The sequence below is a fragment of the Paenibacillus assamensis DSM 18201 genome (assembly GCF_000422445.1).
GTDB classification, from domain to species: domain Bacteria; phylum Bacillota; class Bacilli; order Paenibacillales; family Paenibacillaceae; genus Paenibacillus_B; species Paenibacillus_B assamensis.
The window spans coordinates 127,076-149,509 of record NZ_KE383838.1 but is presented as its reverse complement, the minus strand read 5'-3'; the positions used below and the strand labels follow the sequence as shown (position 1 = coordinate 149,509).

At 41.8% G+C, this 22,434-nt stretch carries 22 protein-coding genes; 17 read left to right on the top strand and 5 right to left on the bottom strand.

Going from position 1 to position 22,434, the window contains the following annotated elements; translation table 11 throughout:
• Window positions 1-28: 28 nt before the first annotated feature.
• The 3 genes from H580_RS0119025 (at window position 29) to H580_RS24805 (ending at window position 2,611) form a co-directional block, all read left to right on the top strand.
• A complete protein-coding gene (locus H580_RS0119025; RefSeq protein ID WP_028596195.1) occupies window positions 29-847 on the top strand; it encodes a purine-nucleoside phosphorylase in 819 nt (272 codons plus the stop codon).
• Window positions 848-927: 80 nt separating this feature from the next.
• The gene (locus tag H580_RS0119020) at window positions 928-1,842 is read left to right on the top strand and encodes an EamA family transporter (protein ID WP_028596194.1); all 915 of its coding nucleotides are present in this window, start codon (window positions 928-930) and stop codon (window positions 1,840-1,842) included.
• A 295-nt stretch (window positions 1,843-2,137) separates the two neighbouring features.
• On the top strand, window positions 2,138-2,611 hold the full coding sequence (locus H580_RS24805) for a hypothetical protein (protein WP_051217570.1): 474 nt from the start codon (window positions 2,138-2,140) through the stop codon (window positions 2,609-2,611).
• 265 nt (window positions 2,612-2,876) lie between these two features.
• On the opposite strand, the gene trhO is transcribed toward H580_RS24805, so the two are convergent.
• Complete coding sequence (trhO, locus tag H580_RS0119010) at window positions 2,877-3,779, bottom strand: oxygen-dependent tRNA uridine(34) hydroxylase TrhO (RefSeq protein ID WP_028596193.1); 903 nt, start codon at window positions 3,777-3,779, stop codon at window positions 2,877-2,879.
• 252 nt (window positions 3,780-4,031) lie between these two features.
• On the opposite strand from trhO, the gene H580_RS0119005 reads away from it, so the two are divergent.
• Entirely contained in the window at window positions 4,032-4,481 is a 450-nt protein-coding gene (locus H580_RS0119005) for a GNAT family N-acetyltransferase (RefSeq protein ID WP_028596192.1), read from the top strand.
• A gap of 130 nt (window positions 4,482-4,611) precedes the next feature.
• Here H580_RS0119005 and H580_RS24800 read toward each other — a convergent pair whose 3' ends face one another.
• Window positions 4,612-5,538, bottom strand: a complete 927-nt coding sequence (locus H580_RS24800; RefSeq protein ID WP_051217569.1) for a phosphatase PAP2 family protein — start codon at window positions 5,536-5,538, stop codon at window positions 4,612-4,614.
• A 252-nt stretch (window positions 5,539-5,790) separates the two neighbouring features.
• On the opposite strand from H580_RS24800, the gene H580_RS0118995 reads away from it, so the two are divergent.
• The 9 genes from H580_RS0118995 to H580_RS0118950 all read left to right on the top strand — a co-directional run bounded on the left by H580_RS0118995 (window position 5,791) and on the right by H580_RS0118950 (window position 15,492).
• The gene (locus H580_RS0118995; protein ID WP_028596191.1) at window positions 5,791-7,017 is read left to right on the top strand and encodes a PucR family transcriptional regulator; all 1,227 of its coding nucleotides are present in this window, start codon (window positions 5,791-5,793) and stop codon (window positions 7,015-7,017) included.
• A 147-nt stretch (window positions 7,018-7,164) separates the two neighbouring features.
• Window positions 7,165-8,298, top strand: coding sequence for an alanine dehydrogenase (gene ald / locus H580_RS0118990; protein ID WP_028596190.1), 1,134 nt, complete (start codon window positions 7,165-7,167; stop codon window positions 8,296-8,298).
• 185 nt (window positions 8,299-8,483) lie between these two features.
• Window positions 8,484-9,020, top strand: a complete 537-nt coding sequence (locus H580_RS0118985; RefSeq protein WP_028596189.1) for a hypothetical protein — start codon at window positions 8,484-8,486, stop codon at window positions 9,018-9,020.
• A 373-nt stretch (window positions 9,021-9,393) separates the two neighbouring features.
• A complete protein-coding gene (locus tag H580_RS24795) occupies window positions 9,394-9,906 on the top strand; it encodes a VanZ family protein (protein ID WP_051217568.1) in 513 nt (170 codons plus the stop codon).
• A gap of 166 nt (window positions 9,907-10,072) precedes the next feature.
• On the top strand, window positions 10,073-10,783 hold the full coding sequence (locus H580_RS0118970; RefSeq protein ID WP_028596188.1) for a response regulator transcription factor: 711 nt from the start codon (window positions 10,073-10,075) through the stop codon (window positions 10,781-10,783).
• On the top strand, window positions 10,780-12,276 hold the full coding sequence (locus tag H580_RS24790) for a sensor histidine kinase (RefSeq protein WP_051217567.1): 1,497 nt from the start codon (window positions 10,780-10,782) through the stop codon (window positions 12,274-12,276). Before H580_RS0118970 ends, H580_RS24790 begins: the two co-directional genes overlap by 4 nt.
• Window positions 12,273-13,400, top strand: a complete 1,128-nt coding sequence (locus H580_RS0118960) for a LolA family protein (RefSeq protein WP_028596187.1) — start codon at window positions 12,273-12,275, stop codon at window positions 13,398-13,400. Before H580_RS24790 ends, H580_RS0118960 begins: the two co-directional genes overlap by 4 nt.
• Before the next feature lie 30 nt (window positions 13,401-13,430).
• Window positions 13,431-13,919, top strand: coding sequence for a PH domain-containing protein (locus H580_RS0118955; RefSeq protein WP_028596186.1), 489 nt, complete (start codon window positions 13,431-13,433; stop codon window positions 13,917-13,919).
• A complete protein-coding gene (locus tag H580_RS0118950; RefSeq protein WP_028596185.1) occupies window positions 13,912-15,492 on the top strand; it encodes a PH domain-containing protein in 1,581 nt (526 codons plus the stop codon). The genes H580_RS0118955 and H580_RS0118950 overlap by 8 nt, the downstream gene beginning before the upstream one ends.
• A gap of 62 nt (window positions 15,493-15,554) precedes the next feature.
• On the opposite strand, the gene H580_RS0118945 is transcribed toward H580_RS0118950, so the two are convergent.
• Window positions 15,555-16,019, bottom strand: coding sequence for a copper amine oxidase N-terminal domain-containing protein (locus H580_RS0118945; RefSeq protein WP_084509370.1), 465 nt, complete (start codon window positions 16,017-16,019; stop codon window positions 15,555-15,557).
• A gap of 173 nt (window positions 16,020-16,192) precedes the next feature.
• Here H580_RS0118945 and H580_RS0118940 point away from each other — a divergent pair, with 173 nt between their 5' ends.
• From H580_RS0118940 to H580_RS0118925, 4 genes are read left to right on the top strand one after another with little or no spacing between them, the layout of a single operon-like run.
• Window positions 16,193-16,804, top strand: coding sequence for a TetR/AcrR family transcriptional regulator (locus H580_RS0118940; protein WP_028596183.1), 612 nt, complete (start codon window positions 16,193-16,195; stop codon window positions 16,802-16,804).
• A complete protein-coding gene (locus tag H580_RS0118935; RefSeq protein ID WP_028596182.1) occupies window positions 16,797-17,666 on the top strand; it encodes an ABC transporter ATP-binding protein in 870 nt (289 codons plus the stop codon). Before H580_RS0118940 ends, H580_RS0118935 begins: the two co-directional genes overlap by 8 nt.
• On the top strand, window positions 17,650-18,432 hold the full coding sequence (locus H580_RS24785; RefSeq protein ID WP_051217566.1) for a fluoroquinolone export ABC transporter permease subunit: 783 nt from the start codon (window positions 17,650-17,652) through the stop codon (window positions 18,430-18,432). The genes H580_RS0118935 and H580_RS24785 overlap by 17 nt, the downstream gene beginning before the upstream one ends.
• A complete protein-coding gene (locus H580_RS0118925) occupies window positions 18,429-19,163 on the top strand; it encodes a hypothetical protein (protein ID WP_028596181.1) in 735 nt (244 codons plus the stop codon). The genes H580_RS24785 and H580_RS0118925 overlap by 4 nt, the downstream gene beginning before the upstream one ends.
• 134 nt (window positions 19,164-19,297) lie before the next feature.
• On the opposite strand, the gene H580_RS0118920 is transcribed toward H580_RS0118925, so the two are convergent.
• Window positions 19,298-21,439 (bottom strand): HelD family protein, encoded by a 2,142-nt coding sequence (locus H580_RS0118920; protein ID WP_028596180.1) that lies wholly within the window; start codon window positions 21,437-21,439, stop codon window positions 19,298-19,300.
• 213 nt (window positions 21,440-21,652) lie between these two features.
• Window positions 21,653-22,363 carry a purine-nucleoside phosphorylase gene (deoD, locus tag H580_RS0118915; RefSeq protein ID WP_028596179.1) on the bottom strand — a complete coding sequence of 237 codons (711 nt, stop codon included), beginning with the start codon at window positions 22,361-22,363 and terminating at the stop codon, window positions 21,653-21,655.
• Between the last annotated feature and the right edge of the window lie 71 nt (window positions 22,364-22,434).

Here is a 22,434-nt window from a genome sequence, read left to right as displayed (position 1 = left end):
ATTATGTTTAGACACGGAGGGTTTTACTATGCATCAAACAGCGCATATTAATGAAGCAAAAGACTTTATTTTGACAAAGACGAATCTTCGTCCAACTATCGGTATGATTCTTGGTTCTGGCCTTGGTGGACTTGCAGACGACATCGCTAACGCAGTTGTCATTCCTTACAGCGAGATTCCTCACTTTGCTAAGTCTGAGGCAGTAGGACATGCGAACGAGCTTGTTATCGGTGAGTTGGAAGGCAAGATCGTTGTAGCTATGAAAGGTCGCTTCCACTACTATGAAGGTTATTCGTTGGATGATGTTACGTTCCCAGTACGTGTAATGAAAGCGCTTGGTGTAGAAAACGTTATTATTACGAATGCTTGTGGCGCAGTGAATACGAGCTACAAAGCTGGCGAGCTTATGCTTATTACAGACCACTTGAACCTTGTTATGAACAACCCACTCATGGGACCTAACAACGACGAGCTTGGCGTTCGTTTCCAAGACTTGTCCAAAGCATACAACCCAGAGCTTCGTGAACTGGCTCTACGTGTTGCAGATGCTCAAAGCATCAAAATGCAGCAAGGTGTTTACGCTTGGTGGACAGGCCCGGCTTATGAAACTCCAGCTGAAATCCGCATGATTCGTACGCTTGGTGCTGATGCAGTAGGTATGTCTACGGTACCAGAAGTAATCGTAGCGAACCATGCAGGCATGAACGTACTAGGTATTTCTTGCTTGACGAACATGGCTTGCGGTATTCTTGACCAACCGCTTAACCACGAAGAGGTTATCGAGGTAGCTGCACAAGTAAGAACTTCATTCGTTGCACTTATTAAAGGGATTTTGAAAGAAGTTTAATCACATATAAAGTAGTAAGATAAGGGTCTTATTCGGTAAGGCCCTTTTCTTATTTATTCATTTTGAGGAGAATGGTTGTAGTGAAAGGAATTATTTATGTTTTGTTGGGAGCTTGTTTCTACGGGGTATTATCTACGTTCGTAAAACTTGCTTATGGCGAAGGTTTCATCGTCAATGATGTTGTTGGTATACAATTGCTGATTGGTGCTTTGATTCTTTGGGGGCTAGTAGGAAGCAAGAAGATAGTGGGCTCTAAGCAAGCCAGCAGAGGTAGTCGCCAGCCGTCTATGAATGAAGCGCTGTTCCTACTTGTTGTAGGCTCCTCTACAGGCTTGACAGGCGTGTTTTACTATCAGAGTTTGCAATATGTATCCGCTTCCTTCGCGATATTGCTCTTGTTCCAGTTCACTTGGATGGGAGTTGTATTAGAAGCGATCACAACACGCAAATTTCCTGCCAAAGAGAAGCTGGTTGCACTTATTCCGTTGTTAGCAGGAACGGTCATTGCCGGCGGAATGTTGTCTAAGGGTGTTACTTTCCACACACATGGGATTATATATGGTCTATTATCAGCTCTAACGTATACGATCTTCATTTTTGTTAGTGGTCGAGTTGCCACAGATGCTGATTCGTTAACGCGTACTGCCTATATGGTAACAGGCGGCTTTATCGTTGCGGCTATCGTCGTGACGCCTACATTCTTCTTTGAGCCGTCGATTATTTTCGATGGACTTGGCAAATACGGTTTAATCCTTGGCATTATGGGTCCTGTATTGTCTACACTGTTCTTTGCAAAAGGAGTACCGCTTACGGGTGCTGGCATGGCATCTATATTAGGTGCGATGGAGCTTCCAATGGCCATCATTATGTCGATGCTCGTCCTTCACGAGCAAGTAAGCCTGCTTCAATGGGGGGGCGTTGCTCTCATTATGTTCGGTGTGGCATGGCCAGAGTTAGTTAGGCGTAGACGAGCTCGTGAGGCATCAATTATATAAACGAAAAAGGAGCGATGAGCTCCTTTTTTTGTTCGTAAGCGTGGATATATGTATGCAGATTTGATTTGTAAATGTACAGTAGATAACGTTGAAAAATAATTTACATGCACTATGCAGCAAGACTTAGTGACGAATTGTCTCTGAGTCTTATTGTTTATTTTGTAGAAGTTGTCTACAAATATATTGCTAATACTAGAGCAGCGGCGTACAATCTTGGCGAAAGCACAATCTATCACGAAATTGAAGCTTGTGCTGTTCATTGCTAGTCTATACTAATGAAAAGGGGAATGAAGAAATGATTAAGAAACTTACGGTTGCAAGTGTGTTGGCAGTAGCGTTGCTCGGTTCAGCAGTTGGGGTGCAGGCAGCGGCAGTTACTACGAATCAGGTATCCTCGTTAGGCTATCAAACAAATAGCTATGGAGCAGAGGCAGGTGTGAAATCTCTCAATAACATTCCTCCTGGGTGGGTGCATGTAAGAACAACGGGTCCGAGCTGGGATCAAACATTCATTATTAAAAATCTAAATGGCGCCCCTTATGGAGCGGAAGTAGGCATTAAGTCATTTTATAATCTGCCTAGTGGTTGGGTTCATGTAAGTACGACAGGGCCAAGCTGGGATCAAACGTTTATTATTAAGAATCTGAATGGTGCTCCAAGCGGAGCGCAAGTTGGAGTGAAATCGTTTTATAACATACCTGTTGGGTGGGTGCATATTTCAACGACTGGTCCAAGTTGGGATCAAACCTACATCTTCAAAAAACTCTAATTCACTTTAGGTGTACAAGCATTAATATTCCTCTTTGTTTCCTCTATACGACACACATTTACGTATTTTTGAGCATGATTCATTGCTTTTTAATGTCTATTCACGGGACTCTTCTTCCCTTAATGTTTGTGAGAATTCAGCCTTTTATTATATGATATTTTACGGAAAGAAACTTAAAAGCCTGCAATTCTCTTATACCAGCTGAGGCTGACGGCAAGAGATTGCAGGCTTTTGATGTTACTTAATAACGTAATGATAAAGGGGCTTATACAGCCGCTGCAGCGGTTTTGTCAGCGCACTCTGTTGAGCAGTGTCCGTTATGCTCTGCCTCACACGCATCGCACACGATATGCTGCAAGTGGCAGGAATCAAGTTCACAATTAATATAACGGTCTGCTGGCTTCTCACAGTGATGGCAGCGACCTACGATCACAGCTTCATCTGTATGGTTGATCGGTACAGAGATCCGCTCATCAAATACATAGCATGAACCATCAAATAGTCTTCCTTGTACTTCTGGATCTTTACCATAGGTAACGATACCACCATCAAGTTGGTAGACTTCATCAAATCCTTCTTGGATCATCCAGCTGCTCAAAATTTCACAGCGAATACCGCCTGTACAGTACGTAAGGATCTTCTTGTCCTTAAGATCGCTCATGTTGTCACGAATCCATTCTGGGAATTCTCTAAAGCTGTCTACTTCAGGACGAATGGCATTACGGAAATGCCCGAGGTCAAATTCATAGCCTGTACGTCCATCGAGTACAACTACATCATCACGTTGTAGATATTCATGCCATTCTGCTGGGCTGAGGTGGCCACCTGTAAGCACGTTAGGGTCAAGATTTCTATCATCTACACGGAACGTAACGAGTTCCTTTTTATAACGTACATGCATTTTCTTGAAAGCATGTTCTTCTACTGGATCTATTTTAAATACCGTATCTGCAAACAGAGGGTTCTGTTTCAAATCATGCATATACTGTTCAGTTTGTTCAATTGTTCCTGTTAATGTACCATTGATGCCGCCGTCCGCAATCAAGATGCGACCCTTAATGCCCAACTGTTTGCAATATTCCAAATGTTCTTGAGCAAGCTGCTCAGCATTCGGAACATCAACAAATTTATAGAAAAGCAAAAGCGCAAATTTAGCTTTTTCAGTCAAATGTATCACCTGTTCGTTTAGATTTGCATACTGCTGTTAGCAACTATTCATATAGTGCCTGATCAGTACGTTAGATAGTAAACCATTTTCTATAGAAAGTATTGTATCACAAATAGTGATGAAATTCACAGTGGGAGTTCAATCCTAATCTGACAGAAATCAAGAAACATCATTCGAGATTGTTGTGGACAAATTAACCATTTTGCTGATTAAATGAATCTACAATTACTACGTAACATCTAGGAGGCTTCTATGATTCGTAAATTAATAGTAGATAATGAAGTTATAGCTCAACAAATGCTCGGTGTACAAATCCCTTCTTATCAAGTAGAAGCAGAATTAATTGGCTTTTATGATATCCCTCAATTGAAGGACACTGTACAAACATTGATGTCTAGCAATGAGACTTGTGTAGGATATTTTGTAATGGAAGAACTGGCTGCCTTTATTTCATATACAGATGAAGGGAAGTTTATTGATATTTGTCGTCTGGTCGTTCATCCCGATCATTTTAGAAAAGGAATCGCAAAAAAATTAGTGGCGCATGTTATTGATGTAATTGCAAACAATAAAAAAGTAATTGTAAGTACAGGCGCGAAAAATACACCTGCTAAGCAATTGTACAAACAATTTGGTTTTCAAGAAATGAAAAATATCGAAGTGGCACCGGATTTATTCATTACTTTATTAGAGAGAAACTAGTTTCGTCAGAAATACTTAAAAGAGCTATCGGTCAATTGTTCAGGTTTAATCCTGTTCAATCTTCCAATAGCTCTTTATCATAATAGGATCAATATAGGATCAATTTAGCATAAAGTGACCGAACCGATGCTTATGCACCGAAATCTTTTTTATTTGATGCTGCAGGGCTATCTTTAATTAACCTTTGTTCAAGTTTAGCTCCAAATTCCTCAAAGTAATTCGTAAACCGATCGAATGCTTTTCGGTTCACGATCCAATCTGCCAGCTTCACGCAACCATAAGCGAAGAGCATACCCGCAAACATATCAATAATCCAATGGATATTCAAATAAAGCGTTGAAATCATAATCGAGATACCGAAAACACCAACAACCCAGCGATACCACTTGCTGCGTTCACGCATCGCTAATAGAACGGCTGCAAAAGCAATGGACGTATGCATACTAGGGAAGCAGTTAATCGTCACATTGAACGCCTCCGCTGCTGTTAATCCACGTTCTAGTAAGTCTGGAGTTCCTTGTACGTACCACACTTCCTGCAAGAAGATGAGGTTGTAAAAAGGTAGGATTAGCGGTACTTGCAATAAATAGCCTGCGAGCGCGTAGCGTCCAAATTTCTTCACGTCCTTCGTGAAGAAGGCGCGAATAATACATAGCCAATACGTCAATGTAAAGCCGTATATATACACAGACTGCATATATGTGGTTAACCATTCGGGTTGCCAAAGCTGAAACATCGATGGTGCGTTGCCGGGTATCGAGTTAAACCATTCATTCCAATTAAATGTATGGTGCATCGACTCGGTTTGCCAGGCTACGACTTTGAACCAGAATGGATTCGCATATTTGTAGATAATGTAGAAGATCAATAATGTCAGTAGTCCAGCTGGCATAAAGCGAAGCCAAGAAATGGGTTTGGCATCTTTACTCACTCCCCACAAGGAAGCAATCATGACAATAAGACACCACAATTGCCAGTTCTCAACTCGGAAGATGAGGAATACTAACAACGCCATAATAGTTGCTAAAATAATAAGATACGTTTTTCTTGTTAGCAAAGTTATTCACCTTTTCAGTTTTCTTTTGAATTTCACAGACAATTTTTGTATTATAGCATAGGGTTAAATGATTTTACGATAGAAAAATAATGACCATCTGGGTATAAATCAGGTTATGCTATACATTTGCTTCTGAGCATCCATATAAGTTCTTGGGACATAGCATAAATTGAAAGAGGTTGGAGCCTCATGCATATGAATATAGATGTACATAGGAAAACGAGTGTGCAAGAGTAGAGGGGTTTTGTTTAGATGAATGTTCACCTTGATCCATTTGATCGTGACTTTGAATCCATTGAAGCGATTGCGGACACGATTAGTCAGATTCTGCAATGTCCGGTTACGATCGAGGACAGTAACCATAGGCTGCTTGCATACAGCACGCATGCGCCTGATACCGACCCTGTTCGTATTGCAACGATCATCGGCAGGCGTGTACCGGAACATGTCATTAGTATGCTGTGGCGTGAAGGTATCATTCAACACATTATGGATAGCCAGGTTCCCGTTCTCATCGAACCGATTGATTCCATTGGCTTGAATCGGCGTATTGCCGTTGCGATCCGCCATCATCATGATATTCTGGGGTACATATGGGTGATGGATGAGTACAAAGGGATTGATGAACAAGGGCTGGATGATTTGAACAAGGCTTCACATGCAGCTAGAAGCAAACTGCTGCAAGTTCAAACTCAACGTCGTAGGCGCGAAGAACAGAGCTTTGAATTTTTCTGGGGAATGCTTACCGGAAGTATGGATTCCGAGCATCGAATCGTAGATCGAGCGCACCAACTTGGAATTACATTGCCGAAGTCCTATAGAGTTATGATTATTGAATTTGAAACATTGCTAAATGAAAAACTATATGAACAAGTGCTGTATACGATACTTACGGCACAGCGACATCGGAAAGTGCTGCATGTTAGGCAAGAGCAGCGCTTGCTTGTGCTTATCGATGCGACGGATGATGACATTGATGGGCACATTGCAGGCTGGATGCTGCTCATGGAGCGAATGCAGCAGCGCTTTGGGGTGAAACCCGTTCATTTAGCTAGCGGGCTATCTTATTCCGTGTATATAGATGTGGTGAAAAGTTATCAGGAAGCAATAACCGTTATGAATATAAAGAAGCATTTGCCTGAGGAAACGAAGCATTTGCATCGATATGAAGAATTGGGTTGGTATCGCTTCCTTCCTGCCATGATACAGGAGCGCCGAGCACGTCCCATGCAGCATTCGAGTTTGTCTAAGCTCAAAGCGTACGATAAAGAGCATCAGAGCGGGTTAGTTAGTACGCTGTCCCTATTTCTGCAAGCAGATTGCAATGTGAAACGAGCTGCTGAAATGCTGCATATTCACTCCAATACACTGATGTATCGCTTGAGGCGAATTACGGATATTGGCGGCGTTGATTTGAACGATATGGAGCAAAAAATATCATTGTATTTGGAATTAAAAATGGACCAATGGCAATCATAAATCAGTTAAGTATCCGCTTTGTGTAATTTCACAAGGCGGATTATTTTTTTTCATAAAGTTGGACGAAGCTGTGATCGCCATAAAAGGTTATATTAAATGTAAGCAATGATACTTTTAACATGTGCAATAAATGAGGGGGATTCAATGATGATTATCGGAGTTCCAACAGAAATAAAAAATAATGAAAACCGCGTTGCTGCAACGCCTGCCGGAGTCATGGCTTTAAGCCAAGCAGGGCATAAAGTGCTTATCCAAAGTGGAGCCGGTGTAGGCAGCGGATTCGAAGATCGCGATTATGAACAAGCAGGTGCTGTTATTGTACAGCAAGCTGCTGATGTGTGGGCACAAGCGGAGATGATTATGAAGGTTAAAGAGCCGCTTCCTGCTGAATATGGATACTTCCGCAAAGGACTTATTTTATTTACTTACTTGCATTTAGCAGCTGAGCCTGAGCTAGCAAAAGCGTTATTGGATTCGGGTGTAATCGGCATTGCTTACGAAACGGTGGAAGTCAATCGTACATTGCCTTTGCTGACTCCGATGAGTGAAGTAGCGGGACGTATGGCAGCACAAATTGGTGCTCAATTTTTAGAAAAAGTTCACGGTGGCAAAGGCATCTTATTAGGCGGTGTGCCAGGTGTACAACGTGGTAAGGTGACGATTATTGGTGGCGGAGTCGTTGGGACGAATGCAGCCAAAATTGCGGTTGGACTTGGGGCAGATGTAACGATTATCGACCTGAGTGCGGATCGTCTTCGTCAAATCGAGGATATTTTCGGTACAAGCGTGCAAACGTTGATGTCCAATCCGATGCATATCGCTGAGTCTGTTCGTCATTCGGACCTTGTCATTGGTGCTGTATTAATTCCAGGTGCTAAGGCGCCTAAACTTGTTACAGAGGCGATGATTCAATCGATGCAGCCAGGGTCTGTAGTTATTGACGTAGCAGTGGATCAGGGTGGTATCGTGGAAACGGTTGATCGCGTAACTACACATGACCAACCTACTTATGTGAAACATGGTGTTGTACACTATGCCGTAGCCAATATGCCAGGCGCTGTATCGCGCACTTCAACGATGGCACTGACTAATGTAACATTGCCTTACGCGCTGCAAATCGCTAACAAAGGACTCGAGCGTGCACTGCAAGAAAACAAGGCATTGCTAGCGGGTGTGAATACGGCTGGTGGTGAAATGACATATCATGCAGTAGCGCGTGACTTGGGCTATTCCTATGTGCCAGTAGAAGACGCATTGAAGAAGGCGCTTCTTGTACATTAATTACGATGAACGAACAAGCTGGTATCCAGATGAAAATGGATATCAGCTTTTTTCTTTTTCTATATGTATACTTGCTTCTGCGTAATGATAAACATTTGTATACATGGTTATCTGAACGGTGGTTATATAGTGATATAATTATAATCAAAATTTGGATATAGAAATAGAAGTAGGGAGGTGTAGCCTTGTATATCATGCGTAAATGTATCTCTTCACTCATAGCGACAATTATTTTCTCCTTCACACTACCCATGATATTTTTCGGAGTAAACATTACTACAATAGTGTCTTCGCTATTTATCGTAGACTCTACTGGTCGGCTGCTTTTGACAATGATTATGTTTGTGCTGGGAGGCACTTATTATGCTCTAGGAATTCCATTGTCCATATTAATTGACCTGATCATGCGGATAGGTAGTAAAAATGCGGGAGAAGCTCCTTCTACATCGTTTGTTATTATTCGCTTGTTGGGCTATTTGCTGTTATATGCAATTGGGGGAGTGGTATCAGCATATATTACCCTTAGTCTTTTTATTTATGACGATCAACATTCATGGGAATGGCGTCACATGCAATGGAAGGAGATCATCACCTTTATTGCGGCGGCGTGGTTATTTGCATGGATTGATTATTTACTCAGCAAGCTCAAACTTTTTAGCCCACGTAAACCTCTAATAGATAATGGGAATGATGAGTCTGTACTTATGGAGAAGAGTGAATAAGTACTGTTCTGAATTCCATTGTTGCTGATCGTTTATAGTTAATGATACAATATGGAAAAGTTTTACGGAATTAACTGCAATGGGAACAGGTAATCCTTCATTTATGTCTAATCAGAAGTGATCTTTTTACCGATGTATAAGTTGAGGCTTAGACATAAATGATAAGAGTATACAGATGATTATCATTTGCACATGGAGGGTTAAATGATGTATACTCTTGCTCTAGTCTTGTTACTCTGCCTCATTGCTGTTGGGTATTTGTGGTATGAGCGATTTGTTATTAAATCCACGAAGAAGTAGAAACATCTCTACATTGATCCGATGATAAAGAGAGGCAAGCTTCCTTCGTTATATGAGAGTTGGTGACTCGTGTATGGCTTCGTTTACACTTAAACAAGTCAAAGCATGGAAGACTTATCTAACGATTGTTGGATGGCTTGTCTTTATTTTATATTTGTTATATGCTACATACTTGTTGTTTTTCGGCTTTTATCGAGCTATGGACATGAGTGGTAAATACGCAATTAATCTCGTTCCTTTTCAAACGATTAAGGAATATATGTTCCACCTTGATTATTATCCATTTGATGTGTGGTTTAATAATTTATTCGGCAATGTATTGTTATTTTTGCCTTTAGGGTTTCTAATTCCGCTGTTGCTGCCTGTATTTAAGCGCTGGTGGATTATTGTACTTTTATCCTTTGCTCTCACAGTTACCATAGAGATGCTCCAATACGGTCTTCAGCTTGGTACATTAGATGTTGATGACATGATATTGAATCTTGGCGGAGGATGGCTTGGATACGGTTTGCATATTGTAGCTAGACATTTGTGGACGGAGCAGGCAAGAAGGATCAATAGCTCACACGCATCTGCAGTGGATTAACGAAAAGCGTAAGCGGATAGGATTAAGGACTTATATATAGGATTGGAAAACACCGTACCTAGGCGTATGGTGTTTTTTGTTTTTGTTGCCAAATATGAATTCTTTCTTAAATGTCAATCTCGTTATACGATGAAGCTTTACAATAAGTGCAGGAGGGTTGAATGGAATGTTAGATGGAACTTCTATTTTATTGGCAGAGGATGATCCCGAGATTGCTCGTATTGTCCGCGATCATTTTCGCAGGCAGCGATGCGATGTAACATGGGCATCCACTGGACTAGAATGTTGGGAAGATTTTCGTAATGGCGATTATGATCTGGTTATTGTAGATCTGATGATGCCTGAAATGGACGGATATGATTTATGCAAAAATATACGGTTAAATAGTGATGTACCGCTAATTATTATAAGTGCTCGTGCTGAGGATGAGGACAAGGTACGTGGTCTTCAACTTGGTGCAGATGATTATTTAACGAAGCCTTTTAGTTTGACAGAACTTACTGCAAGGATACAATCGATCCTTCGTCGTTATCGTCAAGGAAATGCCCAACCATCTCAAGCGATGAAAATGGTATTTAAGCATGGTTTATTAGTAGACTTTGAGCGTCAGCGTGCTTATTTGAACGAAGAAGATATTCATCTGACGAGTAAGGAATGGGCTTTGCTTGTGTTGATGGCAACACACCCGGATCGAACGTTTTCCAAGACCGAGTTATATGAGCATGTTTGGCAGCAGCGCCATGAGGACTGTACAAATACGATTAATGTTCATATTAAGAGTCTACGGACGAAACTTGGGGAACAAATTCGTAATCCGAAATTCATTGAGACCGTTTGGGGCAGTGGATATCGGTTTATTGGAGAACGTGACCAATGAAGCTCCGTAATTGGCTAATGAGCGCTTTTTTAATCGTTATGCTGCTTCCCGTTATTGCTTTTGGCTTATTTGCTTATATAACGTATGAGCACGATAAAAGCGAGTCGCTGGAAGAGTACGTTCAAGTTGCAGAGAAAATGCAGGAGTATGAGGGACAAATCGTGAACCCGAAATGGTATCGTGTACAGTCAAGTGAGAGATACAAGCCGCTTGAATTGCTGCTGGATGACTCTGTTGAGCTAACGTTGTATCGAGCAGACGGGTATCGTTTATTTTCCACGAATAAGGATGACCATCAACAATATTTCCTGCGTATCCCCGCTGAAGAGCTGTACAGCAAGCTTTATCATCTTGATAAGACACCACGTGCTTATAAAATGAAGCAACCTGTTTTTCACGGTGATCAACTCATTGGATTTTATGATTTGCGTGTAGAGAGAGAGCAGTATGTGGAGCAAGTCAGCAACACGGTATGGCAGCTTATTGCCGGAATTATTTTGTTCTTTGTCATTTTATATGTCATTGTATGGTTGCTTGTAAAGCGTAAGCTTATTCAGCCGATGCGCCATCTAATGAGCCAGATGAGTGCACTTGCGAATAATGAGCCTGTTACAGAGTGGAAGCAAGCTTCCAATGATGAGATGGGGATTTTGATACGACATTTTGGAAATATGCGTGAAGATATTGAGACTGCGCGTGAAGAAGTGGCGAGAGAGCAGCAGGATAAGCAATTTATGGTTGCTTCTCTATCTCATGATCTGAAAACGCCGCTAACTTCGATTCAAGCCTATATGGAAGCACTTGAGAATGGATCACAACTGACTCAAGAAGAGCAAGAGGATTATCGGGCAATTGTTAAATCAAAAGCAGAGCAGATGCGTGGGATGCTTGATGACCTAACGCTGTTTGCAGCATTGCGGTCTTCTAAATATCCAACGAACTTGATTGAGGTTGAAGGCGAAGAATTATTTGATATGCTGTTTTCTGGTTATGATGCCTTGTGCAGCAAACAGGGTGTGGAGTTAAAGACGAGTATCGAAGTGCAGGGCACTTATCAAATGGATCCTAAGCAGATGATGCGTCTGACAGACAATCTTGTTAGTAACGCGCTTCGTCATACCTCTGCTGGAAGATGTGTTGGTATGGCAGCTGTATCTGGCAATGTGCAATTACCAGATTGGCTGGCGCCGTTTGAGCAGCAGTTGAATGATGTGCAAAGGATAAATTCAGCGAGTCTTATTATTTTCAATGAAGGTGCGGTCATCCCTGATAAAGTTTTATCTGAATTGCTCGAGCCGTTCGTTCAAGGCGAGCAGTCACGACCCAAGTCCATGCAAGGTTTCGGATTAGGTCTAAGTATTACACAGGAAATTATACGCAGACACTGTGGGCAGCTTCATTTATGGTCAAAAGCTCCTTATGGTACGGTCGTGATGTGTCAATTTCCAATCCATCCAAATTCGAATACTGTGAAGGAGGACAAAGATACATGAGAACAAAAGGTTTGATAGTTATCAAGTGGATCTTTGTTGTCGTCATCGTTTTTTCGTTGACAGGCTGTGGCTGGAGTTGGAATTGGAATAAGTCCGAATCACCTAGTAATTTCTTAGATATGGTAACTCCGCCTAACTATGAATTGGTTTCTTATTATGCGGAGGCGAACATGACTTATACGTATAAGGACGGGAAGTCAAAGGATGAAAAGTATTTGATAAAAGAATGGGTGGATGCTAAGCAGGGGCGGGTTTATCGCGAAATGATAGAGGGAAATAAGGTTCATTATAGTATACAGACACCGCGAGACTTGCTCACTTATACACAGGGCGATAAAGTAGCCTACACCACTTCATTTTCCCCAGATGATCCAGAAGTGTCCTTTGGAACTCGCGAAAGTTTTATGATGCAGATGGAGTCGATTCGAAAAAATTACAACATTAAATCGTTAGAGGATGATACCTTTTTGGGACGACCCGTACAGCGTCTGCGTGCTGTAACGAAAGATTCATCTTATCGGTCAGAAATAGAACTGTGGATTGATAAGGAAACATGGATGGTATTGAAAGATTCAGAACGGTCCGACGAAGTTGAATTTGTAACGGAGTACACGCTCTTTGAAACGAGGAGCAAGTTCGAAGATAAAGAACTGGAGTTAATTATTCCGTCACATGTAAAGATTGAGGAGATGGATGAAAGCAGCAAGCCAGATCGAATTACTTTGCAAGAGGCTGCCAACTTACTAAAGAGCGGTTTGATGCATCTGCCTCAAAATCAAGATATTAAACTTTCACATGTGGAAAAAGAAGTGTATGACTTTGGAGAGGATGTAGACTGGACATTAATTTCACTTATTTATGATAAGCCTGACGGAACGCCAATGTTTCAATTGTATATCTCACCATCTGCAAATGTTGGAGATCATACTTCGTCAGACGATAACAAAGTGAAGGTCAGAAATAAGCAAGGGACGTATTGGGAAGAGCTTCAGATTCTATCTTGGGAGGAGAATGGCTATCTCTACGAACTAATGAGTCGTCATCCTGACTTAAAGCAAGATGAACTGCTTACATGGGCGAAGAAACTCATTCCATATCCATCCCCAGTAGAAAAGAAACGATAGATACAAGACAAGGACAGCGGAGGGATCGTCATGATAGAGAGAGAAAACCAACCTATGCGGATGCTGCATAAAAATATGTTAGATGTATTTAGGTGGCGCAGTATTTTTAGTACTTCCTTACTCTTATTAGGAGCCATCGCTTACTTCATATGTGCGTATATGTGGAGTTGGCTAATGTGGCCAGCCATTACAGCATGTATAATTGCTGTCTTGTTGTTTGTCTTGTATGTTTTTATTTGGCCTAAACTTGAGTATCAATACTTTTCCTTTATCGTTCACGAAGAGGAAATGGAGATTAAGCAAGGGGTCTGGTTCCGCAGTCACGTGCTCATTCCAATGACCAAAGTACAGCATGTAGAAACAGAGACAGGACCACTGCTGCGCAAATTCGGGCTAGCATCTACGATGATTGTTACAGCTGCCGGTACGCATAAAATTAGTGGATTGCTGCAGAAGGAGGCAGATGAGCTTAAGTCTTATATCGGTACGCTAGCACGGGTGGTGGATACTGATGAATGATCAAGACAATATACAACATTCACCAACTCGATATAAGCTTCATCCTGCCCAAATATTGCTATCTTGGCTGGAGGTCATTAAGGCTCTTATTCCATTAATTATAATTGTTTACTTAGATATAAGAGATTCGGCTCAATTAGAAGTATACCATGCCATTCTGCCTGGTTTTTTGCTACTTGGACTATTGACAAGCTACTTGTCTTGGCAGCGATTCTATTATGTGCTGGAGCATGACCGTGTTCGTATCCACAAAGGTATTTTGTTTAGAGAAGAACGTAATCTTTATTATTCTCGTATTCATTCTGTGAATGTGGAGCAGCCGTTACTTCATCGCTTACTAGGTATAGCTCGGATCAAGATTGAAATGCCGGGGGGGAAGTCTGAAGGGGATGGCGTACTAAAGGCAATAACACTAGCAACGGCAACCGAATTGGAGCAGTGGATTCGTAGTCAATCATCATCGATGAAGCAGAAACAAGAAGGCAAAGAAGAGGGACAGGTGCAGCAAGAGCCGAGAAATGATGCTCCCCCGTCACATCTAGCGTTGGAGCAGCCTCCCATTTTTTCACGTGATGTTATTGATAACAAACGAGAGCAAGAGCATGATGCCACAAAACAAACCGCTGCTTATACATACAAGCTGCCTTTGAGCGAAGTGTTATTTGCCTCGATTACAACGGTCAATATTGGTTTGGTTATTACATTTATACTGGGTGTTATTTCATTTGCTGATGACATCCTGCCAGCATCACTCTACGATCGAATTGTTTCAGTGATTCAGGTGATTTTCCCAACTTGGTGGGGAATCGTCATCGTAGGTGTAATTGCGGCATGGGCTCTTTCCACGGTTCTTTATATATTGAAGTATGGTGGATTCCAATTAGAGTCTGATGGAAATCAAATGAGTATTTCCTATGGATTGTTAGAGAAGAAGAAGCATGTCTTTCGCATTAAGCGCGTACAGGCGGTTGTTGTGAAGGAAGGTGTTCTGCGTCAAGTGCTTGGATATGCAGAAGTTGGACTTCATGTCGTATCTTCTAATAAAAACGAAACCGTAGTTTTGCATCCATTTATTCGTAAGCAAGTTCTGCGAGGCTGGTTGTCTGAGAGGCTTCCACAATTCCATTGGGTCGAGCGGGATAAACGTTCCCCAAAGAGAGCAATTTGGAGCTTCTTCAAATGGGATATCTTTATAAATGGATTACTTACAGCTGCTGCGGTTTGGTATTTTGGTATGGTTGGCTGGTGGGTTCTTTTATTATTTGTCGTAACTGTGCCGCTTTCTTATATGTCGCATTCGGATGAGGGATTCACGTGCCGAGACGAACAGCTCACCATTTGGAAAAGGGATTTGGCACGTTATACGATCTTTGCACGTCGTAAGCAAATGGTGACCTTCCAAAAGATCGCAACGCCTATTCAGAAGAAGATGCGTCTACAGCGAATGAAAGTAAAACTGATGGGGGATGTTGGGGGAACCAGCTTCAATACGCAATGCTTGGATGAGCAAGATGTTGAAGTGGTATGGAACTGGTTTAGGAGAGATCAACAAGAAAAACAACAACAAAAATAACTATAGCCTGCGACAGCCTTGGTTTCGTGTAACAACGAACTAAGGTTGTCTTTTTTTATGCACTACGAAGCGTCAGCTGGGCTACCATCCAAGAAGATAACGGTCTTGGATGGCTGGTCCCAGCTGACTGGAAGATGAAATACTTTCTTTAGTAATGAAATAGGCACGTATGTGCGCTTATTTTTAATAATTGGTTTTTCGGTTAAAGTAACATCTTTTCCATTTACTTTAAGTTTGTCACTAATAGAGTACCAATTTACCTGGTGTCGTGCATCTTTCATGATGACGGAATGGGAAGTAGAATCCCAACTCAGTTCTACGTCCATCACTTCATGAAGCTGTGAGGCAAGGATGTAGCTAGCGCTTTCGTGCATAATTGCTCCTGATAAAATAGGTTCCCCATGAGCGTTGACCACATTAACGGCTTGATTATCCATTGCAGCAGCTGCCTGTACAGGTAAAGCGGGATGAAACGTAAGAGAGATGGCTAATGTAAAGGTTATTAGGGCGGTTTTTTTCAATTTCATAACCTCCTTCTATAGAATGACGTTTTATGACTAGAAAAAGTTTCATGAAATGATCGTTCAAACAACATTTATTTTCCTTGACAAAATAAACCACCTAGGTATGATTGCATTATGTGAATAAAAATTAAAATCATTCATAAGATCACGATAAGTGCTGTTGGAGGGCAATCGATATGCCAAAGTTTAATGATCATCAGCGTCAAGCGATAGGTGAGCAGTTCATTGACCATGCTAGACATTTATTCACCCAATTTGGACTTAAGAAAACAAGCATTGCTGATATTACGACTGCTGTTGGTGTAGCGCAAGGTACATTTTATTTATTTTATCGTTCAAAAGAAGAGCTCTTTCTTGATATTCTTCTTTTGGAAGAACGAAGTGTTCATGCATCCCTCTCATCTTTCTTAAACCAATCGAAGATGAATCGATCACAGTTTAGACAATTTTTATTACACTCGATTTCTTTGGTGGAAAACAACCCGTTATTAAAATGGCTGTATGATGCAGATACAATGAGTGCGGTTATACGTAAATTATCTCCGGAGAAACAAGCTGAGCTGTTTCAGCAAGACAAGGATACGATGAAGTCGTGGATAGAACGTGGTCAGGCCGAAGGATGGATTACAGCCAGGGAACCGGACCATATCGTTAGTTTGATGCAGGCGCTTGTGCTGGTGGCGCTGCAGAAACAACAGATTGGTGAAGATAGGTATGCAGCTACATTAGAATTGCTTTGTGATTGTATTGCACAGGGCATCATTCAGGAGGAGAGCGCCGATGATTGAAGTTCATGAATTGTTTTACACGTATCCCGGCAGCAAGCAGCCGCTATTACAAGATATGAATTTTCAAATCGGTACTGGAGAAATTTTTGGATTGTTAGGGCCTTCTGGTGCTGGCAAAAGCACAACACAAAAAGTTCTAATCGGCATGTTGAAAGATTATACAGGTAGTGTAAAAGTACTGGGGGGTGAGATTGCCAGTAGCAATAGAACGTTTTACGAAAAAATCGGTGTTGCATTTGAATTTCCTAACTTTTATATGCGATTAACAGCACGGGAGAACTTACAAATGTTTCGTTCGCTCTACTCCGTCCCGACAGTGGAAGTGAATGAAGCGTTACGTTGGGTTTCTCTAGAGGACTACGCGGATCGAAAAGTTCAGGACTATTCCAAAGGTATGAAAATGCGCTTAAACTTGGCACGCTCGCTTATGCATCACCCGCCACTACTATTCCTCGATGAACCTACTTCTGGATTAGATCCAACGAATGCAGCTCATATCAAGCAACTCATGATCAAACTAAAAGAAGAAGGCAGGACGATCGTTCTGACTACGCACAATATGGCTCTTGCAGAACAGCTGTGTGATAGAGTTGCCTTTGTCGTTGATGGAAAGATTCGACTCATTGATACACCAGCTCGTTTGATGAAAGAAGCTGGTCAGACTCAAGTAGAGGTGAAATACGCCCATAAAGATGGCAGGGTAGAGGCTTTACACATACCCATTCATGAGTTAAGCCAGAATAGACAATTCCACAGCATAATGAATTCGCAGGAGCTCTTATCTATTCATAGCCATGAAATGTCACTTGAACAGTTATTTATTCGAGTTACAGGGAGGGCGCTTCATGAAGCAGAACAATAGGTGGATAGATATGGGGTTACTATCTCGATTCGCTTCGATTGGGGCATGTCAATGGTCACTTCTTCGTAATGGAATCTGGAACGAAATACGCATTCAATTTCGCCATGGTTTCTACTATGCTTATGCCTTAGTTAGCGCGTTATATTTAATCATTTTGCAGCTTGTACCAATTGAATATCGTGAATCTGCGAATGTGTTCATTACTTTTACAGACCCCAGTGTGCTTGGATTTTTCTTTATAGGCGGCTTAATCATGATTGAGAAGGGACAGCATTTGCTTGATCCGTTATTTATGACCCCTTATTCTCCTGAATACTATATATGGTCTAAAGTACTATCTCTAAGTGTTCTGTCCGTATTAAGTAGTTCAATCATTCATTTGTTTACGTTTGGTTTTACGGCACACTTTATCACTTTTTTATGTGGGGTGTGGCTTACTTCTATTATGTTTACTTTACTCGGTGTAGGAGTGGCTGCAAAATGCACGACAGTAAATGAGTTTTTTTCTGTTTCATCGTTGTATGGAGCAATCAGTATGGTGCCGCTGTTGGGCTGGCTAAATCTATGGGAATCTCCAATTTACTTGCTCTGGCCAACACAGGCATCCCTTCTAATCATACAGTCTGTATTTGAACCATTGCACATCATGGAAGGAGCATACGCCTTTCTTTATTTAACTGTAGCTTCTATCTTGCTGTTTGGTTGGGCCCGCCATCGCTTCTATCGGTACATGATATCTATACAAGGCGGAGGGAAACGGTTATGAAAGGGTTAAGTATGCTCATTATTGCAGAGGGGAAGAGGTTGCAATCCGAACGAATGCAGTTACTCCTGATGGCTTCTCCTTTGTTGCTTATCGGTATGACGGTATACGTGCTGCCTGTTATTCATCAATCTATTTCTATGTATGATCAGATTAATCTCAATGCCTATTACCCTCATTTATTCGGTATGTTTGTCTGTTTAATTCCACTCATGTTAGGAGTTGTTGCAGGGTTTGCTCTATTGGAGGAGCGTGATGAGCAGCTCATAGCGTATTATTCGATTACCCCTATTTCTAGACAAGGATATATGATAGTCCGGTATATGCTGCCCATTTCCGTTACAGCTGTTTATATTATGTTAATCTTTGTTCTGCAGCAGCAAATAACCATCTCTTGGTACTCTTTCTTGATTATTTTTAGTATGTTGATGTTGGAAATGTTAATGATGGGACTTGCGATGAGTGTATTTGCGATGAATAAAGTAGAAGGGCTTGCTTTATCAAAAGTGGCAGGCGTTATCGTCGTCGTTCCACAGCTTATCTCTTTTTTTCCGCAACATTTGCATTGGCTGGGCTGGTGGGCACCTCCGTACTGGATTATAGAAATGTTGACGAATCCTGATATTGTAGCTGGTTCTGAATTTACTACTTTCTTTGTAGGTATGGTTGGTTTATCTTTGCACAGCGTTGTTTTGCTTTGGTTATATCGCAAGTACAGGCGTCAAGTGGAATAAGGACTGACTAGTGAGGGGCTGTTATTATTGATTGATCATGTGTATGTATCCTGCATGTAAACATAAATAAGCCCAGTCAAACTCATCTTTATTTCTAAAGAGGAATGAAACTGGGCTTCATACGCAGATTATAGTTATTCTTCGGTACTGCTATTTATCAATGGGCTACATGTTCCAGCATACAGTACGGTTAGGCGGTGCAATGCTCTTGTACAACCAACATAGAGTAAACGAGCTTCTAATGGCCGCATGCCATAGCGATTGCTGTCTGCGCCTACGATTGTAACGGCATCGAACTCCAAACCTTTAGATAAATATACAGGCAGTACGGAAATGCCCCCTGCATACGTATCTTGTTTACCATCCATCAAATTAATGTCCCAACCATTTTCTCTGAGCTGAGCAGCTAATTGACGAGCCTCCTCAGTCGTGCGAGTGAGAAGGGCTGTGGTGTCAAAGTTATGTTCCTTCATGGCGTTAAGCTCAGCTTCAATATAAGTGAGCTGGTCATTGACGTCATGTGAAAGGACTTGCACAGGTTCTCCGCTGCGGAAGACAGGCTCTGCTAGGATGGGATTCGTAATTCCGCGCTCCAAGATGACATTGGCAAACTCTATAATTTCCATTGTAGAGCGATAGCTTCTTCTTAACTCAAAATAACCTGTGTCTTCTTCTTGGAACAGATTGCGAAGTTCTCCCCAACTCTCGATGCCTGCATAAGCATGAATACCTTGAGAAAGATCGCCCAGCACAGTAAATGATTGGCTGCGGACGCATTGATTCAATAAAGCCAGATGAAGGGGAGAGAAATCTTGCGCCTCATCAATGACAATATGATCAAATGTATGCGTTCGCTCAACACCGTACATAAGCGTATGGATATAGGTCAACGTTGTTAAATCTTCTTGGCGAATGTGATTCTGTTTCAAATCGCTGACGGTTTGTTTCCATAATGCTGGTGTTAAGAACTGACGTACAGCGTCTGTTTTTATCAACGTCTTGTAAATATGCAGCACATCCGGCTTTGGCCATTTTTTCATATAGGCTTTCAGGCGGGAAGAAGATTTACGCTTCTTCTCTTGAAGGGCTGTACGAGAGCGTTCACGTTTCAGTTCCATTTCGATCCAACGTTGAATACGTGCAGATACACGTTCAAGCCGCTTGGCAGGAGCATAAGAACGATATTCTTCGTGATACCATGTCACCAGTTGTTCATGCTGAATTGCCGCTCCGTCCCATGGAATGAAGTCTTCTTCTGGTACGGCTTGCTCGACGATTTCTTGAACCGCATTTTGAATAAGTTGTTTCCATGGAAGAGAGCCTTTCATCCTACCTCCAGCAGCTTGAACATCTTGACTGGCTCCTTGCAGTTCACCGTACCAAAGCTCAGCTTCTTCTGCTGCGCTGATGAGATGTATCCGTTCGTCCAGACCCGTTAACTCTAGTGCCCAATCAGAAAAGGTACGCTGTTGAATATCACCTACACCAAGTTCAGGGAGTACATCAGAGATATAGTCCAAGAACATCCGGTTCGGGGCAAATATAATCATTCGTTCTGCTCGGACTTGCTCTTGGTACTGATAAAGTAGAAACGCCAAGCGATGTAGGGCGACGGTTGTCTTACCACTACCTGCAACTCCTTGTATAAACAAGGCTTTATTTTTCGGTGCGCGAATAATAAGATCCTGCTCTGCTTGAATGGTGGATACGATATCGCGAAGTTTATTATCTTTATTTTCTCCTAGTCGGTAGACGAGAAACTCATCATTCACATGTTCGTCTCCAGATGAGCGATTATACGTATCTGCTACACGCTGCAAACGTTCCTGACGAATGAGCAAATTTCGCTTCAAATCGACATGCGCTTCTTCTCTTCCTTCAGGAGTCTCATACGGAACAGCATCTTCTCCCCCATTAAAGGCATAAAATAGACTAGCGACGGGTGCTCTCCAATCCAATACAAGTGGGTAGGCCTCTGTATCGCCGAGCTTCCATGTCTCCTCATCGTCGACGCCTTGTTTACCAATATAGAGAATATGGCTCTTATCGCGATTGACTTGTCGTACGTCCATTCTTGCAAAGTAGGGGTCTTTAATCGCTCTCGACAGCCTTTGCCTTCTTGTTTCACGATGATCTTCAAGTACTTGCTCTGTGAAGTCAGAGCCGCGATAGATCGGAATTTCTTTTAATTCATCATACTGCCTGTGAATAAGAGACAATGTCTGTTCGAGACGTTGTTCTTCTTCTTGATAGGCACTTTGAAAAGATTCGCTCACTTTCAGTTACCTCCTAAGAGTAGATTGAAATAGCAATGAATTTTTAAGTACGTAAAAAACAGGAAGGTAACTATACCATAATGAGTCAGTGAACACAACTTACAGCATTGTATTTCCCGTTCTGGTATGTCTTTATACCCTAAGTACGAAAGTAGTGGACATGAAAAGAAACCGGGCATCCTCATTGGAATACCCGGTTGTGTGCAACGAATATTATTTACCTTCAACGATTGCATCAAGCGCAAGCTCGATCATTTGGTTGAATGTTGTTTGGCGCTCTTGGGAGCTAGTTTGCTCACCTGTTAGAACGTGATCGCTCACTGTTAGCAAGGACAAAGCTTTAACGCCATGTTTTGCAGCCAATGTGTACAATGCAGCAGTTTCCATCTCAACAGCCATTACACCAAAGTTACCAAGTCTGTTTACAGCCTCTGGGTTCTCGGAGTAGAAGTAGTCAGATGTATGCACGTTACCAACACGTACTTGCATTTGACGCTCTTGAGAAATCATGTATGCACGGTGCAAAAGATCGAAATCTGCGATTGGCGAGAATGAAAGGCCAGGGAAGTAATGCGAAATGATGGATGAATCTGTTGTAACGCCCTGTGCCATCAATACTTCACGAAGTTGAACTTCATGTTGGATTGCTCCGCAAGTACCTACGCGAACCAATGTTTTAACGCCGTAATCTTTAATAAGCTCTGTAGCATAAATAGAGAAGGACGGAATACCCATACCTGTTCCTTGAACAGAGATACGCTCTCCTTTATAAGTACCTGTAAAGCCGAGCATGTTACGAACTTGGTTATAGCACTGCACATCTTCTAAAAATGTCTCTGCAATATGCTTCGCACGAAGCGGGTCACCTGGAAGAAGTACTTTCTCTGCAATTGCACCTTGTGGAGCTTCTAAATGTATACTCATGCTATACCTCCAAATTGTCATTCATGTAGTGTAACAACTTCGTCTCATCTTATTTTTGAATACGCTCACAT

Excerpts from the sequence above, each read along its gene's own strand:
- H580_RS0119025 (WP_028596195.1), top strand. The coding sequence starts at position 29 with ATGCATCAAACAGCGCATATTAATGAAGCAAAAGACTTTATTTTGACA.
- H580_RS24805 (WP_051217570.1), top strand. The coding sequence starts at position 2,138 with ATGATTAAGAAACTTACGGTTGCAAGTGTGTTGGCAGTAGCGTTGCTC.
- H580_RS0119005 (WP_028596192.1), top strand. The coding sequence starts at position 4,032 with ATGATTCGTAAATTAATAGTAGATAATGAAGTTATAGCTCAACAAATG.
- H580_RS0118995 (WP_028596191.1), top strand. The coding sequence starts at position 5,791 with ATGAATGTTCACCTTGATCCATTTGATCGTGACTTTGAATCCATTGAA.
- ald (WP_028596190.1), top strand. The coding sequence starts at position 7,165 with ATGATTATCGGAGTTCCAACAGAAATAAAAAATAATGAAAACCGCGTT.
- H580_RS24795 (WP_051217568.1), top strand. The coding sequence starts at position 9,394 with ATGGCTTCGTTTACACTTAAACAAGTCAAAGCATGGAAGACTTATCTA.
- H580_RS0118970 (WP_028596188.1), top strand. The coding sequence starts at position 10,073 with ATGTTAGATGGAACTTCTATTTTATTGGCAGAGGATGATCCCGAGATT.
- H580_RS24790 (WP_051217567.1), top strand. The coding sequence starts at position 10,780 with ATGAAGCTCCGTAATTGGCTAATGAGCGCTTTTTTAATCGTTATGCTG.
- H580_RS0118960 (WP_028596187.1), top strand. The coding sequence starts at position 12,273 with ATGAGAACAAAAGGTTTGATAGTTATCAAGTGGATCTTTGTTGTCGTC.
- H580_RS0118955 (WP_028596186.1), top strand. The coding sequence starts at position 13,431 with ATGATAGAGAGAGAAAACCAACCTATGCGGATGCTGCATAAAAATATG.
- H580_RS0118950 (WP_028596185.1), top strand. The coding sequence starts at position 13,912 with ATGAATGATCAAGACAATATACAACATTCACCAACTCGATATAAGCTT.
- H580_RS0118945 (WP_084509370.1), bottom strand. The coding sequence starts at position 16,019 with ATGAAATTGAAAAAAACCGCCCTAATAACCTTTACATTAGCCATCTCT.
- H580_RS0118940 (WP_028596183.1), top strand. The coding sequence starts at position 16,193 with ATGCCAAAGTTTAATGATCATCAGCGTCAAGCGATAGGTGAGCAGTTC.
- H580_RS0118935 (WP_028596182.1), top strand. The coding sequence starts at position 16,797 with ATGATTGAAGTTCATGAATTGTTTTACACGTATCCCGGCAGCAAGCAG.
- H580_RS24785 (WP_051217566.1), top strand. The coding sequence starts at position 17,650 with ATGAAGCAGAACAATAGGTGGATAGATATGGGGTTACTATCTCGATTC.
- H580_RS0118925 (WP_028596181.1), top strand. The coding sequence starts at position 18,429 with ATGAAAGGGTTAAGTATGCTCATTATTGCAGAGGGGAAGAGGTTGCAA.
- deoD (WP_028596179.1), bottom strand. The coding sequence starts at position 22,363 with ATGAGTATACATTTAGAAGCTCCACAAGGTGCAATTGCAGAGAAAGTA.